The organism is Lysinibacillus sp. RC79, from assembly GCF_041262405.1.
Taxonomy (GTDB): domain Bacteria; phylum Bacillota; class Bacilli; order Bacillales_A; family Planococcaceae; genus Lysinibacillus.
This window is the reverse complement of the sequence record NZ_JBGCCD010000044.1, coordinates 24,505-42,547: the sequence shown is the minus strand read 5'-3', so window position 1 is coordinate 42,547 and position 18,043 is coordinate 24,505. Positions and strand designations below refer to the sequence as shown.

The window sequence follows — 18,043 nt, the reverse complement described above, 5'->3', positions numbered from 1 at the left end:
AATTGTTTTGCTGGCATCATGTTTGATGTCCAAAATTTTGTTTCGTTCACCAACTCAAGGTTAGCTACTAAAAACTTTATTGATTACGTTTTGCTCGTTCAGTTTTCAAGGTTCATTTTGTCGCCATTTCTTCAACAGCAACTCTTATATAATATCATGTCGTTCGCTAGATGTCAACAACTAATTCTATTTAATTTAATTGTTTTTCAGTAGCTGTCTTAACGACTTGTATAATACTACACTCTTAATTTAAAAAGGTCAATACATTTTCTGAAAAAAATTATGGCTTTTAACTTCAACGAGAAACTTCCTATATTATAATCGAGAAAACAATTTAATATTAGACTGACTATCTGAAGTTAATTTAATGTTTTATCGTTATTTAAATTTGATAAACTGCTTTTTTTGATCATTATGAAATTATTTTCAACTTTATCTTACAGGGTCGGATCAGGTTTCCTTGGAGCTTCCTTTGAAAAAACAGACTTACCCACTAGTTTATGTAGTTCGTCTCTCCATCTGAAAAATCCCCACTTCCTATCTCTGGTGTCTGGACTTCATTGCTGAACACAAAAAAGTGAGGAGCGATGCATAAAGCACACTCCTCACTCTTCACTTATTGTTTTACATAATAGTCTATTTGTTGAGCCTTCATAAAGCCTGCCTTCTCATAAACAGAAAGCGCCTTTCGATTGTCAATTTCTACATCCAGCATGACGAATTTTGCTCCAATTTTGCTCGCATAATCTTTGGAAAACGAAAGCATCGCAGTACCAATTCCTTGCCCCTCACAGTTTGGATGAACTGCCAATGCCGTTACCCATTGAATTTCATTTTCCTGGGCAGTCGTCACTGTTCCAACGATTTCTCCGTCTTTACGTGCTACCCATAGCTTCCTTCCAGTCGTTGATGTATTAAAAGCGATTAGCTCCTCAGACTCTTCAGGTAGGTCTCCAAACGCTGCACTATAAATAGCAATCAGCTCTGCCTGTTCACCTGCATAAGGGATAATTTCGATATCATTCTTTAATTCTACTGACTCTGCTCTTGTTTCTAAAGTGGCCTCTGAAAAGCTATATGCAAAGCCCTTCTTTTCAATAAATGTGTGTCCAAAAGGTGAGCCATCTATCACTACCGCCAATTGCCCTTCTGCCCCACGCTCTTCGAGGCCGACCTGTAAAGCTTCCACTAAAGCGGTTCCAATGCCCTTTTGACGGTACGGAGGTGTTACAACTAAAGACCATTCATATGTATGCAGCCCCATTAAATCTATTGCACTAGCTGCACCAACTAATACATCTTTGTCATCTTCATAAGCAAGTACCATAAAGCCCTTCGATTCAAAGGAACTCGCCATAGGCAAACCCATAGCAGTTTCATACACACGATAATCATCTGTGGTCGCTTCTTCACACAATAATTTTAATTCATTTAATGTTTCTCCATCTAACGGAAAAGACACTGTCATCACTGAAATATTCATCATTTACTCCGTTCTTGTATCAGCCTATTGCCCTATTGTAGCAAGAAAGAAAATAAGCTGGCAACAAAATATACTAACTACTTCTAATTATTAACAATTTTACTTCAAATATAGTGAAATTAAAAGGTTTTATATGATTTTTGACGGTTATAGACTGAAAATTACTAGAATAAGGTATGAATTTTTATACACCATCATTCATCTGAAGGCCCGTTTTCCGCTGCGATTGAACGTCGAGTCGCTCCCTCACCTAAGAAAATTACTTTCATTTAGGTGTTTATCCATAATTATACTATTTTTATAGATAAATTACATATCAATTATACCTCGGCATAATTGCGTCCGGAATCGGCTTTGTGCTTGCACAAAGAACTCCTTTCCGATTTCCGTGACATCCGCCGGAGGCTTTAACTTCTTTCAGTGGATGTTTGTACACCTGCTGAAAAGTAACTTAAACCGCATTCATCTCACCACTTATAGAGATGGGAGACTTCTGTACCTGTCGCTATGCTTTCGGTACAAAAAACATCTGCTGAAAGAAGTTAAATTATGAGATAAAAGTCAATGTTTCAACTAAAAAAAGAGCAATCCCAAGAATTTTGAAATCGCTCTTTCTTATGTTTGAGGAATGTGATTGACACTTACATCGTTACTTTCAACTTACTCATCAAGATGATGGGATGAAGATTGTAACATCTGCGCATAGATGCCACCGGATTCCATTAATTTTTGTTGAGTGCCTGCTTCAACTAACTCACCTTTGTGCATAACAAGCACCATATCGGCATTGTGCACTGTATTTAAACGGTGTGCAATAACAAAGCTAGTGCGTCCCTGCATTAACACATCGAGAGCCTCTTGTATCGCAAGCTCCGTAACAGTATCAATACTACTTGTCGCCTCATCCAACAACAAAATTTTCGGGTCGGCAATCAATGCTCGCGCAATTGACAATAACTGCTTTTGACCTTGCGATATTCCACTACCATCTGCGGCAAGCACTGTGTCATAGCCATCCTTTAGCGTCATGATAAAGTCATGTGCATTTGCACGCTTCGCGGCTTCTTCTATCTCTTCATCACTAGCATCTAATCGACCATAACGAATATTTTCACGTACAGATGCTTCAAACAAAAATGGATCCTGCAACACAAAGGCCATTTGCGAACGCAATGCTTGTCGTTCTATTTGCTGAACGTTTACACCATCAAATAAAACCTCACCCTTTGATACTTCATAAAATCTTGCAATAAGCTGCAAGATCGTTGTTTTTCCTGCCCCAGTTGCTCCAACAAGAGCTACCGTTTGTCCGGGCTCTACGTTAAAATTAATGTCCTTCAAAGTGTAAGCTTCTTCTCCTTGCTCATATTTAAAGTACACATGTTGAAAGCTCACCTGGCCTAATAGTTTGTGCTTCTGCGCAGAAGCAGCTTCCTCTTCAGGCTGTTCATCCAGTAACGCAAATACACGCTCAGCACCAGCAATCGCTGACAGCACGGTATTAAATTGATTGGCCAAATCATTTAACGGTCGTGTAAATTGCCTTGCGTATTCTGTAAAAATAACAATTACGCCAATTGACACATGCCCATAAAAAGCAAGCACACCGCCAATACCAGCCACAATTGTAAAGCTCATATTGTTTAAAAAGTTCATGACCTTTGGAATATATCCAGAGTATGTCTGTGCCCAAAAGCCAGTACTTTTTAATCGTAAACTTTTCTCGCGAAACTCCTCTTTCATTCGTTCCTCTTGTGAGAAAGCTTTCACTATTCTCTGGCCCGAAATCGTTTCTTCAATCATGCCATTCAAAGCTCCTATAGCCGCTTGCTGTTCCTTAAATAATGGTGCGGTTCTCCGGGTGATCCAACGCATCGCCCAAAACATAATCGGTATAATCGTCATCGTTATTACTGTTAGTAAAGGGCTTAAACTTAGCATGATGATCACTGTTCCCGTCAATGTTACTACACTAGAAAACACTTGGATAAAGGAGCTATTTAATGTTGAGCTAACTGCTTCAATATCATTCGTCATCCGACTCATTAATTCCCCATGTTGACGGCGATCGAAAAAGGCAATCGGCAGTCTTTGGAAATGAGCAAATACACTTGTTCGTAATCTATAAATGGTTTGTTGAGCAATACCAATCATCCAATAGTTTTGCAAAAATAATGATACTGCTAATAGAGCATAAATGCCGATTAACAGCATAATCCCCTTCTCTAGTCCTGCAAGCTCTCCATGCGTTACGTACATGTCAATCATTTTACCGATTAAATACGGACCAAGGAGAGCCAAAATGGAACTCGCCAAGACAAGTAACAGCACAATAATTAATAGTACACGTTGTTCATCAACTATTTTCCATAAACGTAGTAGTGTACTTTGCCAATTTGTCGCACGAGGTCCCTTCTTTTTCTTAACAGCCTGCTTCACATCATCTTTCGTCAAAATCGGCTCATAGCCAAAAGGTTTTTGGAAAAATCCCATTATTCCTCCACCTCCTGTTGGGAGATTGCGATTTTTTTATAGAGCGCTGAAGTTTGCAAAAGCTCTTCATGTGTCCCGTATGCGACCACTTTTCCTGCATCAATGAGTAAGATGCGATCTGCACCTCTAGCTGTCCGAATCTTTTGAGTGACCACTAGCATCGTTGCTTGTTCTTCACTCAATGCCTCCCATAGTGCCTGCTCCGTTTTAACATCAAGCGCACTTGTACTATCATCGAGCATTAATATATGCCCTTTTCTTAATAACGCTCTCGCAATCGATAATCTTTGTTTTTGACCACCTGAAAGATTGACACCCTTCTGACCGACTCTTGTCTCGTAACCATTCGGGAAATCCTCCACAGAAGCATGGATTTGCGCTTGCATTGTAGCTTGTAGCACCGCATCCATTTCAGCCTCTGCATCGCCCCAACGAACATTATCAGCAATGCTTCCCGTAAATAATAAAGATTGTTGTGGAACATAGCCGATGATTTCGCGCAGTTCTTGTAAATCCCATTGCTGTACATCTTTCCCTTCTACTACTATTTTGCCTTCTGTGACATCGTAGAAACGAGAAATAAGCTGTAGCAACGTAGATTTCCCTGCACCTGTTGCTCCCATAATGGCTAACTTTTCACCAGATTTCACTCGGAAGTTTACGTCGGAGAGGACAGGCGAGTCTTCCCCAGGATAAGTAAAACTCACATGATCAAAAGCTAATTCTCCAAAACTCATGCCATTAGATGTTTTCTCTGAAGATGATGGTAGCTCAATCTCATTTTCAGTTGAAAGGACTTCTGCCATACGCTCTGCTGAGGCTTTTGCACGCGCATAAAAAATAATAATAAAGGCAAACATCGAGAACGAGCCTGTCATGCGCATTGCATAATTGACAATGGCAACAACATCTCCAAGTGGTGTTGTACCTGTAGCTATTTGCTTCGTTCCAAACCACAGCACTGCAAGTAAACTCATATTCATGATGAATAACAGTACAGGCATAATATACTCCATTGTGCGTAGAGCCTTTACAGTATCTATTTTTAAGCGTGAGGCAACTTCATCAAAACGAGAGGCTTCATATGCACCACGTAAATAAGCCTTCACTAATCGAATAGCCTGTAAATTTTCCTGTAACACACGATTCAAACGATCAATTCTCTTTTGCACAAGTCCAAAATAAGACACGCCTTTTGCCACCATAAAAATAAGAAAAATTAAAATAAATGGTGCGCCAATAAATAAAAACAACGCTAGTTTAGCATTTACAACAAAAGCCATAACGATGCTACCAACAACGGCAAGTGGTGCACGAAGCATAATACGCAAACTCATAAACAGTACCGTCTGAACTTGCGTCACATCATTCGTTAACCTTGTAATAAGGGATGCCGTTGAGAATTTTTGATAAGTAGCTAATGTAAAGGATTGTATTTTTTCAAACAATGCATTTCGTAAATCATAGGAAAAGCTCTGTGCTGTATGCGATGAAAAATATGAATTTACGACACCTGCTATAAAGGCTACGAAGGATAAGGCAAGTAAAACAATTCCCCATTGCCAAATTACCCCTTGATTTTGAGCTCGTACTCCATCATCTATGATTTTAGCCATGATAAGTGGCTGAGCGAGCTCCACAAACAATTCCACCAGCATTAAACAAAACGCAATTAATGCAGCCCATTTATAAGGCTTTACATAGGAAAAAATTTCTTTCACATTCTTCCCCCTTGTCCTCAGTTAAAGAAGTTCCATAAAATTCAAATATAGTTAAGAACTCCTATATAGATAGTATTTTTATGCTTTTCCTTTACCTACAGAAAGCCACGTTACACAAACAAGCATAACGAATACACCAACGAATTGCCAAAAACCTAACGATGTACCAAACACGATAACTGAAATAACCTTTGCGGTTATCGGTTCAATACTAGAAAGGATACTTGTCTCAACTGCTGTAATGTATTTCATGCTACATCAATTATGCCTCGGCATAATTGCGTCCTGAATCGGCTTTGTGCTTAGGTAAAGCTTTGGTACTAACTAGCAAAGCGTCAAATGAAGCGTCCGTTAGTAGGAGGAAAAGACCTATAAGTGTACAATAATCCCTAGCGCTTGATATTTCGGTTGCCATTTCTTTAAACTAAGAGAGACATAAGCAACAACAAATATCGGTGCTAAAAACTGCAATAAGGTAGCAAATACAGCATTACTTTCATTGATTGCCGCCACGAAAGCAAACTGTACGCCCAACATTCCTGCTACCCCGAACACAAGAAGTTGTCTACTCCATAGTTTTTGTTACCAAATGCCGAAAATATCTTTTCTAGTTCAAAATCAATTTCGCCTTGGCGTAATTGTTGCTGTCGCACAGATAAACAATGCGTCCGGATTTTGAATTGTGCCTCTGCACAACTCATTCCTCTCACACCTACCGAATGAAGATAAATATGTAAGTAATATAATACCTGCAACCGATAAACGAATTGTTAACATAAAGGAGACTGTCAATGGCGTATGGTTGAGTAACCACTCCATCAAACGTTCAGTTGCTCCCCATAACATCGCACCGGAGACGATAAATACTATTCCATTTAATTGTTTTATACAATTCTCATTCCCTATATAAATACTAAATACTGTTATTTTCCATCAATCCTTTACTTATTTTTCACTAAAAAGGTCCCAGAATTTTTCATTATCAAATATTTACAATCATATTCATAATGACTAATTCCTGATAATTAACTATAATAATAGTATATATAGATTACTCAAGGAGATCGGATAATCATGAGTCATATGCATAAATCATTTACGATTGATGAACATTATTTAAATTCACTTCCTTTTCCTGCAATTGTCATGAATCAAGATGGACAAGCTATAAAATTGGGAAAGCTTGCTGAACAACTATTTGGATTTTCAGCTACTACTATTAAAGAACATACCGCTTCATTTATTCATGAAAATTTACTACGTCAGCTTTCATTAGAAAAGTTTCAAACACTTTTACAAAATGATGACAGTACGTATATCAATCAAATTCAACTGAACACATATACAAATGAAGAAATTACAACAGCGCTGCTAGCTAATCCATTTACTGAACAAGGAGAGCGTTTCATTCTTATGATGTTTATGCTACCAGAATTAATGATTAATTCTGTCTCAAGTAGCAGCACCCTCGTAGACTTAAAACAGGGATTAGACTCGACATTTATGACAGTAACGCTTGATCATGATGGATTCATTTTAGAATGTAATGCTGAATTTCTAAAAACGAGTCAATGGACACCAAAACGCGTTATTGGTAAAACGTTTTGGCAGCTGTTCCCTGAAAATAAAGAAAGTGAAAAGATTACTAATACCATCTGGCGGAATTTAAACAACGGCTATACGTGGCAAGGTGAAGTCGAAAAAGTTACAAAAACAGGTCAGTCTTATTGGGTACTCCTAACAGCTATCCCAACATTTGATATCGAAACAAATGAACAACAATTTTTTTTAATTGAAAAGGATATCTCGAAGTCCAAGAATATACAGCATCAGCTTGAAAAAATCGCTTATATCGATACAGAAACAGGCCTCATGAATGCACATCGACTCGAAAAAGTGATTTCCAAAATGATTGAGGAAGAAAGAAACTTCTCTTTTGTCTATTTAAGTATAGATAAATTTTATACGTTAAAAGAGTTACATGATCAGCAAATCGATCAAAGTCTTATTGTAGAGTTTACCAAACGTATAAAAATGTACTTCCAAGATAGCACAATGGCACGTATTAATGAAAATGATTTTGTCGTGATTACACCATTAAGTGAATGGTTTATTCAAGGCTTCCTGTCTTACTTACAACAACATCCAATTTATAACAGTAATGTTGCGGTCCCTATTTCTATTAGTGGCGGAATTACACGTTATCCAGAGGATCAAACTACATTCTCCCAACTAATGAAGGCATCCATTGCTACTATTACAACTGTCCGTGAAGCAGGTGGCGATAAAATCGTCTCACTATCAAAAGCAACACATAAGGCATTAAATCGTAAAGCTTTAATTGAAAAACGTTTACTTCAAGCTCTTGACCAAAAAAACTTAAAAGTCCTCTATCAGCCGCAAATTGATGTTACTTCAGGTAAAATTACAGCTGTAGAAGCACTAGTTCGTTGGGAAGATGAAGTAATAGGCGTTGTTTCACCAGATGAGCTTATTCCAATTGCTGAGGAAACTGGTCTCATTAATAATATTGGTTCCTTTATGTTAGAAAAAGCTTGTGAACAGGCACTAATCTGGAAAAAAGCCGGCCTTGATTTAAAAGTATCCATTAACTCTTCTGTACGCGAATTCCGTGATAAAAACATGGCAAAGTCAATGCTTGAAACGTTAGCGAAAACTGGCTGCCCTGCAAGCCTTATTCAAATCGAAATTACAGAGAAATTTGCCCTAGAAGCAGAAGCTGCTACCTTTATCACACAGCAAATGCGTAAGCTTGAAAATGAAGGTATCGCCTTTATACTAGATGATTTCGGTACCGGGTATGGTTCATTTAGATATATGCAAATTCTACCAATAGATACATTGAAAATCGATAAAGCATTTACAAGTTCTTTATTAAAATCTGAAAAAACCCAAAAGCTAATGAACGGTATGGTGCAACTCGGAAAATCTATGGAACTTAAAGTTGTAGCAGAGGGTGTCGAAACTGCTGAACAAGCAGATCTTTTGATTTCTTATGGCTGTGATGCAATTCAAGGTTACTATATTAGTAAACCAATTCATGCAGAGGAAATTGAAGCACTACTAGTTAAATAGTTAATTTAAAGGAGGCTACGTTTAAGAACGTAACCTCCTTCTTGTTGTTAAAACTATTATGTTAATGAAAGAAAATATTCATATGAAATAAAGTATGGCTCTTACGCAAAACGAGAGGTTGATTTCCGCTCCGACTGGGCGCTTTGTCGCTGACGCTTCGCTTTCGCGCAGAGCAAAGCTTCCTGGGGGCGTCCGATGAGCCGCTTGGGCCAACACGATGTTGGTCACGAAGGCGTTATCACAGGATGTGATGCTCTTAGCCTTCGTTCCTCTACCAGCTCGCTCCAGTGTCTCATCTGTGACGCTGATCCCGAAGGAGTCGCCCAGTCTCCACTCCAATCAGCCATTTCACTAAGCATGTATTTTCTGGCTTGTAACTCTAATTAATAGTGATAAAAAGAAATTTCAGCAATTTTTTTATGTGCGAAAGCGTAGCGTCAGCAAAAACAGCTGTTTTATTGCGCGAAAGCTTTTTTAATATTATAAAGGAGGTTACACTTAAGAGCGTAACCTCCTTCTTTATAGTTGTTCTATCCGTCTACATTTGATGTAGAGTCTTATTTCTTGTAGACCTTTTGGAATTTCGCTTTACCAGTACGTACAGAACGGAAAATAAGCTGTATTAGTACCTCTGCAAATACAAGTCCTATAACGATGGCACCTGTAATTAAAAATGCCTTTAACCCATACTGTAGCCCTTGTATATAATCATCCTCTACAACATTTCTCATTGCATTATAAGCCATGCCTCCCGGAACTAACGGGATAATACCACCAACAATAAAAATAATCATCGGCATTTTGAAGCGCCGAGCATACAAATGAGAAACGATAGCAATTACGAAAGAGCTAAAGAATGAGGCATTTACTACATCCATGCCATGCTCTGTTAGGACGAAGTAAATCATCCAGCCTACTACCCCAACAAAACCACAATAAATTAGGGTTTTTCTAGGTACATTAAAAATAACTGCGATACCTGCAGTCGCAAAAAAGCTAAGAATCAACTGTATGATATAGTCCATGTCATCTGCCTCCTAAAACGATAGAGTGACGGCAATAGCTGCACCAATTGCAAAAGCTGTTAAAAAGGCCTCTACGCCCTTTGCCATCCCTGACATAAAATGACCTGCCATTAAATCCCGAACTGCATTCGTGATCAAAATACCTGGTACTAGTGGCATAACAGAGCTAATAACAATTTTATCTATTTCCGTACCATGGCCATATTTCACTGAAAAGACAGCAATCGACCCTACTACTAATGAAGCGGTAAATTCTGAGAAAAATTTCACTTTTGTTAAGTCATTTATCAATAAAAGCACTAGGAAGCCTAACCCCCCTGCCAAACAGGCAAAAAGGAAATCAGACCATCCCCCCTTAAACATTATAAGGAAACAACCACTCGCAAGAGCCGATGCTAATACTTGAATATATGTTGGTAAAAAATAATTTGTTTTTTGTATCGACTTTAGCTCGTCATAAGCGTCTTCTAGTGTTATCATGTGAGATGTGAGTCTCCGAGATACTGAATTTACCAAGGCTATTTTTTGTAAATCTGTTACCCTGTTGGAAATCGATGTAATTCTCGTCGGCTGTGTCTTGCCTAACGAAAAAATGATTCCTGTAGGTGTGGCATAACATTGCGCGTCCAGCATATTTTGAGAATGTGCCATGCGTAGCATTGTATCCTCCACACGATATGTTTCCGCACCGCTTTCAATCATAATTCGCCCTGCAAGCAATAAACAGTCAATCGTAAATTCATTATCCACTTCATGTAAAACCATTACAGTTATCTGCCTCCTTCAAAAGGTTCCTTGCCAATAGTATCGAACTGCAAATAAAAACTCAACAAAAAAATTTTAACTTTTAACAAAAGTACTTTGGCTTTCATAAGTTAGAAATGGTAAGCTAATGGGTAATTTATTTATGAAGATTGGTTTCCCATAAATTGATAGCAAAACTTCGTAGATTCGTATAACTTTTTCAATGGCTAACACGTCTGATTGTATAGAAAAATAAATATGGAAAGGAGCGTATCCATCAAAATGCCGGAACGCAGAAAAAGACGCGGCCCAATGATTGATTTCCTATTAATTGGCCTCATCATTACATTAACGACTATTATTTTAGTTATTATCCTATCAAAGGATGACTTTAAGTTTCAAAAAATTAGTGCCTCAAAAGAGACAAATTCAGATTCAATAACGAGTGATCTATCCACAGAAAGCTCTGCGTTTCCAGGTATACGTATTGTAACAGATGTTTCTAATGATAAGCGAACTCCTTTTGCTATTCACTATCCAGAAACAGATAATAAAGCTTTTAACGATGCTGTATTACAGTACATAACGGATTCAAAAGAAAACTATCTGTCATCTATGAAAGAAAATAAAGATATAATGGGTGAGCTTAATATTAGTTTGGAAACTTTCCCATATCAAAAACAATACTATTCTTTTGTACTAACAAAAATGCTGTATACAGGCGGAGCCAATCCAGAGGTTTCAACAAAAACATTCTTCATCAATCATGAAACTGGTAAACTAATCTCCATTAAAACATTGTTGAACAACGATGAAAACAACTTATCGGCATTAGCTACTCATGTACGTAATGACTTACAACAAAACCTCAAGTTAAAGGATGAGCTTTTCAAGGATGATTTAATAAAGTCAACTGAACCGAAGTGGTCTAACTTCAATCGCTTTGCTATCGTTGATGATTCGTTACAATTCTATTTTGATGAGTATGAGATTGCTAGCGGAGCAGCTGGTTCACCAATTGTGAAGCTTCCCCTTTCACTTATCAATCCGTTGTTAGCCTCTGATTTCCAAATTGCTATGGAAAAGCCGACGAAGCCAATTAATACAGGTGATCCAAACAAAAAACGTATTGCCTTAACTTTTGATGATGGCCCACATCCAAAGGTTACAGAACAGATTTTAGATACGCTCGATAAATATCATGCAAAAGCTACCTTCTTTATGCTCGGTAGTCGTGTCCAATATTACCCTGATATCGCAAGGGACGTACTTGCACGAGGACATGAAATAGGTGATCATTCATGGAATCATCCTGTATTAACAAAACTGCCACTAGAGTCGGCAGTAAAGCAATACACATCTACAGTTGCGGAGATAGAAAAGGCCATTAATCAAAAGCCAACTGTATTTAGACCGCCATACGGAGCAACAAACGATGCGATTAATGCTCAAATTCCAATTCCTGTTGTTTTATGGACGATCGATACATTAGACTGGAAGCATCGCAATGCACAACAGTTACTACCTAATGTCAAAAATAATTTACACAATAACGCCATTGTCTTAATGCATGATATTCATCAATCGACTGCCGATGGTCTTGATGCCGTGCTTGCTTATTTACAAGGGCAAGGCTATGAATTCGTGACAGTATCGGAAATTCTTCCATATCGTCAAAAATAACTAACCAAAGAAAAAGTCCAATAAACTCAAGGTTGAGTTTATTGGACTTTTTTTTGTTGATAAACAAAATAGTTAAGTAAATCTTTGTGAATGTTGTGGCACTTTAAATGTGGGTGATTTCCGTTCCAGGCTACTCGCTTTCCTGTGGGCGAGCGTCGAACCGCTTCCCACGGGAGTCGAGTAGCCTTCCACTCCAATCAGCAATAACGTAGAACTTTTATAAATTTAATTTAATGTTAAAGGTGAAAGTTATGCCACTCACCATAATCAATCAGAATAGAGAATGTTATTGTACATCTGCTGCGCACCTAAAACATTTAATTACGGTGCTATGCTTTTGCATATTATCACTATAAATTAAAGAGTGAAATGCTAAAAGATACTTACTAAATGAATTGGTTGATTGGAGTGGAGACTGGGCAACATAATAAAGTAAAAGGATTCACGCACAGTTTTGTGTATGAATCCTTTTTGCTCTTCGGAAGGTGGATGTCGATAAAAATTAAAAATTGGGTGATAAAACGTGAAAGTTAATCGATAAAACTCAAAAGTTGGATGACATTTTATTAAAACGTATGTCATGCGGATAAGTTGTTTGGAGTGGAGACTGGGTGACTCCTCAGGGATTAGCAATAGAGGAACGAAGGCTAAAACCATCACGTCCTGTGATAACGCCTTCGTGACCAACATCCTGTCGCTGCCGTTGCGTTTGCACTACGCTTTCGCACAAAAAACACCTGTTGCCCCGAGACCCTGCAGCGAAGCGGCTCATCGGACACCCCCAGGAAAGCGCAGTCGGAACGGAAATCAACCATACGTTATTGTGATGAATTCATTTTTATATGAATACTTTGAAGATTTATCGAACAAAATCTCATTTTATCGGAATATTTTCTCGTTTTATCGGAACAATTCCAGTTTTTCTCTGCTATGGGCAACTACTTGGGGATCAGCGTCACAGATGAGACCCTGCAGCGAAGCGGATGTTTTCTGCGCGAAAGCGAAGCGTCAGCGACAAAGCGCCCAGTCGGAACGGAAATCAACCCCTCATTTTGCCAAAGAGCCAAGCTTTATATACTATGACACCTTAATTTCATTAACATAATAGTTTTCAACAACATGAAAAGTCCAATAATCTCAAAGATTGAGTTCATTGGACTTTTTTCTTACTTAATTGTTAATGTGTCAAGTGGTGTGAAGTCTTTTAGCTGATAGCTCTTCACTTCATTGCTAGCTACTGTGTAAAGAGCATCATCTATATAGACTACTCGCTGTACACGCTGCTCCCAACTTTCATACTGATCGCCAGTGCTTTTATTAACAATATTTCCTTTTAGTACGATTCCTTTATCCGCAGTGATTTCATAGATTTGTGCGCCCTGACCCTTGTAGACGACTTCATCGCCCTTCCCTGCATCATAAAGGACAACTGGGAAACCAAAGTAATGGTATTCCTTATTGCGGAATAGCGCTTTAGGATTGTATTGAACTTCGGAGTACGAGCCTTTTCCACCGATTTTTACTGTTGATTGTTCCTTTGGATTTTTGAAATCTGAAACATCAAACAGTGACATTTTCATATTTGTTGTAACCGTAAAATTACGCTTCGAATATGCATCATAGCGTTGCTCAGTATCATAGCCAATGCCAATTAAATGTGTATCGTCTAATGGATGTAAATAGTTACTAAAGCCTGGAATCTTTAGCTCACCTAGCACAGTTGGCTTTTTCGGATTTGCGACATCAATAACAAATAATGGATCCACTTGCTTAAATGTTACCACATATGCTTTTTCGCCCATAAAGCGTGCAGAATACACTTTTTCACCAGGAGCTAAATCTTTTACTGCACCGAGCTCTTGTAAATTTTTATCTAAAATAAATAGGTGGTTTCGTGATATTTTTTGTTCATCCCATGTACTTCCTTCAGTTGTAACGATGCGGAAATTACCTTTATATTCATCCATTGAATATTGATTTAACACTGATCCTTTTACTTCCGTAGTACCTACAAAATTCATGGCAGTTCCATCAACACCCCATTTAAAAACTTGTGTATCAGTTGTTCTTGGCATCCAGATCATATCCATAACGCGACCAGCAGCAGGCACTGGATTTCCATCATAAATGGGTGTTGTTAAATAAAGTGCATTCTCCGACATATACATTCCACTACTACCACCTAAGTATCCCTTAGTATTCGCAGTTGTCTTTGCACCATTTTTTAAATCCACTGCTGTAATTAAACTATATGTTCCATCCATTGTATTTGGTAAAATAGAAATTTTCTCTAGAGGTAAACTTTTGTACTCTTTTCCTTCTACACTATCAAATGTTTTCGGTTTTAAATCCGGCGCTTTTTGCTCTCTAAGCATCCAATAATTCGGATACATATTACCGATTAAATATAATGTGCCATTTGTGATTCGAATGTCTTGCAAATATCCCTCTTGGCCTACTTCACGTATAAGCTTTGGTTTCTTTGGATTTGAAATATCATACAAAATAGCTGTCGACATGCTTGTGCCTACTTTTTCTAAATATTCATCCCCAATCACTATTAATAAATTATCATATAAGGCTAGCTTCGAAATATATTTGGATTCTTTCAACTTAATGGTTGTCGCTAATTTTAAGTTTTTCGGATCTTTTCCATCCACTACTGTAATGCCTTGATCTTTTACAGCATAAATAAAGCCATCTTTGACAACAACGATATCGCCTTCCTCCACTCCTTCTACTTGATTATTTGTTGTAGAGGCGTTGTTTGAGCTCGCTTTATCTTCGCTGCTTGCCATTTCTACGGTTGTTTCATAGTTCAATTCTTTTTGTGAGTGGTTGGCTAAAAGTGCTTTGAAATATTGTTGTAGTTCTTTTTCTGATTTTACTGTTTCTAGCTTTTCAATGACTGTAAATGGTATTACTTGTGAGGCTGTTTTAGGTCCACTTTGTGCAAACGCTTCTTTATTCACATGTAGTTTATAACTACCAGGTGCTAAATCGCTTACGATCATTGTCATTTTATCTTCAGTCAATGTTACTGTTGCCGTTACCTTTTGATCTTTGTTATTTGTTACATAAACATTGTCTTCCGTTATTTTGCTTTCATTTAGTGTCTTAGTAAAGGATACTTGCCAGCTATGAGTTGTCATACTCGCACTTGCAGTCTGTGCCTCTACTTTTGGAACCGACATCAACATAAAAATTCCTGGCAAAATAGCTAGTACGGTAATGAGTAAAATTGCTATCCACTTATTTTTCATCATTTTTCCTCGCTTTCATAAATTTGTTTGATTGTTTATTAATTAGACTACCAAAGAACGAAAGAGTTACATTTTTCTGAAATTTTTATTAAGGCCAATCTTGAAAAATCTAAAAAAACGAGAGGGAGCAAATCCCTCTCGTTACTCTTCAAATGGCCATTTTGGTAGCATTTTTGCTAATGACTTATCTTGACGTTTTCCTAAGACATAGTCAGCCTGCATAATTGTATGAATCTCCCGCGTGCCTTCGTAGATAACCGGTGCTTTCGAGTTACGTAAATAACGAGCGACTGGATATTCATCCGAATAACCATATGCTCCATGAATTTGGACAGCATCATCCGCAGCTTTATTGGCAAAATCACAAGCTTGCCACTTTGCTAATGATGTCTCGCGCGTATTGCGTACACCTTTGTTTTTCAACTCTCCAACACGATATACAAGTAGGCGACTCATTTGATAGCCCGCTTCCATTTTGGCAATCATTTGCCCTACTAGCTGGTGCTCACCAATAGGTTTACCAAATGTTTCGCGTTCATGACAGTATTTCACACTCGCCTCGAGACACGCTTGAATAAGACCGACAGCGCCTGCAGCTACTGTAAAACGACCATTATCTAACGCAGACATCGCAATTTTAAAGCCTTCTCCCTCTTCTCCAAGGCGATTCCCTACAGGTATACGTAGATCTTCAAAAAAGAGCTCACCCGTATTACCAGCACGAATACCGTATTTACCTTTAATGGCCTTCGATGTAAAGCCCGCCATGGAACGCTCTACAATAAATGCACTAATGCCATGATGCTTTTTCGCTTTATCCGTGTAGGCAAAAACGATAAAATAGTCAGCTATATCACATAAGGAAATCCATGTTTTCTGTCCATTTAATACGTAAAAATCTCCATCCCTTACAGCGGTTGTAGACATTGCGGCTACATCTGACCCTGCTCCGGGTTCTGTTAAACCAAATGCCCCAATCCGAACTCCTTTTGCCTGCGGAACAAGATACTGCTGTTTTTGAGTCTCTGTTCCCCATTGCATTAAGGTCATGCTATTCAAGCCTGTATGAACGGAAACAGCTGTGCGAAACGCTGTATCTCCACGTTCCAGTTCTTCACAAACGATTGCCAGTGCATTGTAATCCATCCCACTGCCACCGTATTGTTCTGGTACACAAACACCCATTAAGCCAAGCTCAGCAAGTCTTGACCAAATCTTCGGATCGAAACCACCCTCAGCATCCCACTTCGCAATATGTGGAATAATCTCGGCATCCACAAACTGTCGTACTGTTTTACGTAACATTTCCTGCTCAGTGGTAAATTCGAAATTCATGACCAAGCACCTACCATTTCACGATCATTGCAGATATATGAGACGTCTCCTTAATAGCAACACCACGTTTAGCCATCTCTTCAATATAAGTGTCGCCCGGTACAATTGATTCAGGTGCAAATACACCGCGCTCTGTAATTTTATTTTCTCCAATCATTTGAGCAACGACAGAAATTGTATTTGCTGTTGCACGAGCCATAGCCGTTTCATTAATCGTCATATCTTTACGCACAACCATTTCGAACTCATACGTCACTTGTTGCTGCGCTTTTTCACCCGCTACAATAACACGTAGCAGCACTGCATCTGGTTTTGTACCAAGCTCAAGTTTCTTTTTAAGTGCTTCACGAACAACTGGACGCACAGGAACCTCTTGATTTTCTAGCTCTACCTTATTACTAGCATCGAGGAATCCTAAATCTGCTAATAGCTTAAATTTCTCTGCATGTCCCTTATAACGAATTGTTTTATATTCTAGTGTTTGAACATTTGGGAATGTCTTATACAATGTCGATATACCGCCAGATGTATAAAATGCCTCAAGCACACCAAAATCTTTGAAGTAAATAGGTTCAACACCTGATAACGATGGAACTTCTTGAAGTTTACCTTTTTGAATCATTTTTGATGGCTCTGTATAATGATCAAAGACACCATCTAGAGAAAATACTCGTGTATAGTGAAGAGGTGGCTTCGGCTCTGTTGGAATACCGCCTACAAATAGTTTAATAGATTCCACCTCATCTAATTTCGAAGCACCGTAGCCCGCTAAAATGTTGACCATACCTGGAGCAACACCCAAGTCAGGAATAATTGTTACACCTTTTGCTTTTGCCTCTTCGTCGAGATCTAATATTTTTTCTGTTACACCGCCAATATGACCACCTAAATCCACGGAATGAACACCAGCCGCGATAGCCGCTCTTGCTACACGCTCATTAAAGGAATAGAATAATGCATTAACGACTACATTGCCTTTTGAGATAACTTCCATTAACGAATCATCGCTCTCAGCATGAAGCTCTACAACCTCAATCTTATCTGTATTTAACGAGTCCACAAAGTTCTGCGCTATTGTTACGTCTATATCTCCTAAAAATACACGCTCCACTTTACTATTTTTTATTAAATCACGAGCTACCTCTTTCCCCATTAAACCTGCACCTAATACAACAACTTTCATCAAGAACATCCCCTTTC

At 38.3% G+C, this 18,043-nt stretch carries 10 protein-coding genes and 1 pseudogene; 2 read left to right on the top strand and 9 right to left on the bottom strand.

Translation table 11 applies throughout. The features are described 5' to 3' along the window. Positions 1 to 616 precede the first annotated feature (616 nt). The 4 genes and pseudogenes from ABH968_RS25700 to ABH968_RS25685 form a co-directional block, all read right to left on the bottom strand. Positions 617 to 1,486, bottom strand: coding sequence for a GNAT family N-acetyltransferase (locus tag ABH968_RS25700; protein WP_370048582.1), 870 nt, complete (start codon positions 1,484 to 1,486; stop codon positions 617 to 619). Positions 1,487 to 2,143: 657 nt separating this feature from the next. Continuing rightward, entirely contained in the window at positions 2,144 to 3,976 is a 1,833-nt protein-coding gene (locus ABH968_RS25695) for an ABC transporter ATP-binding protein (protein ID WP_370048580.1), read from the bottom strand. Beyond that, positions 3,976 to 5,697 (bottom strand): ABC transporter ATP-binding protein, encoded by a 1,722-nt coding sequence (locus ABH968_RS25690; protein WP_370048578.1) that lies wholly within the window; start codon positions 5,695 to 5,697, stop codon positions 3,976 to 3,978. The genes ABH968_RS25695 and ABH968_RS25690 overlap by 1 nt, the downstream gene beginning before the upstream one ends. A gap of 78 nt (positions 5,698 to 5,775) precedes the next feature. Then, positions 5,776 to 6,585: pseudogene (locus ABH968_RS25685) on the bottom strand (EamA family transporter). Positions 6,586 to 6,771: 186 nt separating this feature from the next. On the opposite strand from ABH968_RS25685, the gene ABH968_RS25680 reads away from it, so the two are divergent. Beyond that, entirely contained in the window at positions 6,772 to 8,793 is a 2,022-nt protein-coding gene (locus ABH968_RS25680) for an EAL domain-containing protein (protein ID WP_370048576.1), read from the top strand. Positions 8,794 to 9,350: 557 nt separating this feature from the next. On the opposite strand, the gene ABH968_RS25675 is transcribed toward ABH968_RS25680, so the two are convergent. Both ABH968_RS25675 and ABH968_RS25670 read right to left on the bottom strand, forming a co-directional pair. Next, complete coding sequence (locus ABH968_RS25675) at positions 9,351 to 9,818, bottom strand: threonine/serine exporter family protein (RefSeq protein WP_370048575.1); 468 nt, start codon at positions 9,816 to 9,818, stop codon at positions 9,351 to 9,353. A 12-nt stretch (positions 9,819 to 9,830) separates the two neighbouring features. After that, the gene (locus ABH968_RS25670) at positions 9,831 to 10,583 is read right to left on the bottom strand and encodes a threonine/serine exporter family protein (RefSeq protein WP_370048574.1); all 753 of its coding nucleotides are present in this window, start codon (positions 10,581 to 10,583) and stop codon (positions 9,831 to 9,833) included. Positions 10,584 to 10,844: 261 nt separating this feature from the next. On the opposite strand from ABH968_RS25670, the gene ABH968_RS25665 reads away from it, so the two are divergent. Next, the gene (locus ABH968_RS25665; RefSeq protein WP_370048572.1) at positions 10,845 to 12,245 is read left to right on the top strand and encodes a polysaccharide deacetylase family protein; all 1,401 of its coding nucleotides are present in this window, start codon (positions 10,845 to 10,847) and stop codon (positions 12,243 to 12,245) included. A 1,166-nt stretch (positions 12,246 to 13,411) separates the two neighbouring features. Here ABH968_RS25665 and ABH968_RS25660 read toward each other — a convergent pair. From ABH968_RS25660 to ABH968_RS25650, 3 genes are all read right to left on the bottom strand, one after another. Beyond that, positions 13,412 to 15,508 carry a beta-propeller domain-containing protein gene (locus ABH968_RS25660; RefSeq protein WP_370048571.1) on the bottom strand — a complete coding sequence of 699 codons (2,097 nt, stop codon included), beginning with the start codon at positions 15,506 to 15,508 and terminating at the stop codon, positions 13,412 to 13,414. Between the two features lie 141 nt (positions 15,509 to 15,649). Continuing rightward, positions 15,650 to 16,843: an acyl-CoA dehydrogenase family protein gene (locus ABH968_RS25655; RefSeq protein ID WP_370048570.1), complete on the bottom strand. Its 1,194-nt coding sequence runs from the start codon at positions 16,841 to 16,843 to the stop codon at positions 15,650 to 15,652. Positions 16,844 to 16,853: 10 nt separating this feature from the next. Beyond that, a complete protein-coding gene (locus ABH968_RS25650) occupies positions 16,854 to 18,026 on the bottom strand; it encodes a saccharopine dehydrogenase family protein (RefSeq protein WP_370048568.1) in 1,173 nt (390 codons plus the stop codon). Positions 18,027 to 18,043 lie beyond the last annotated feature (17 nt).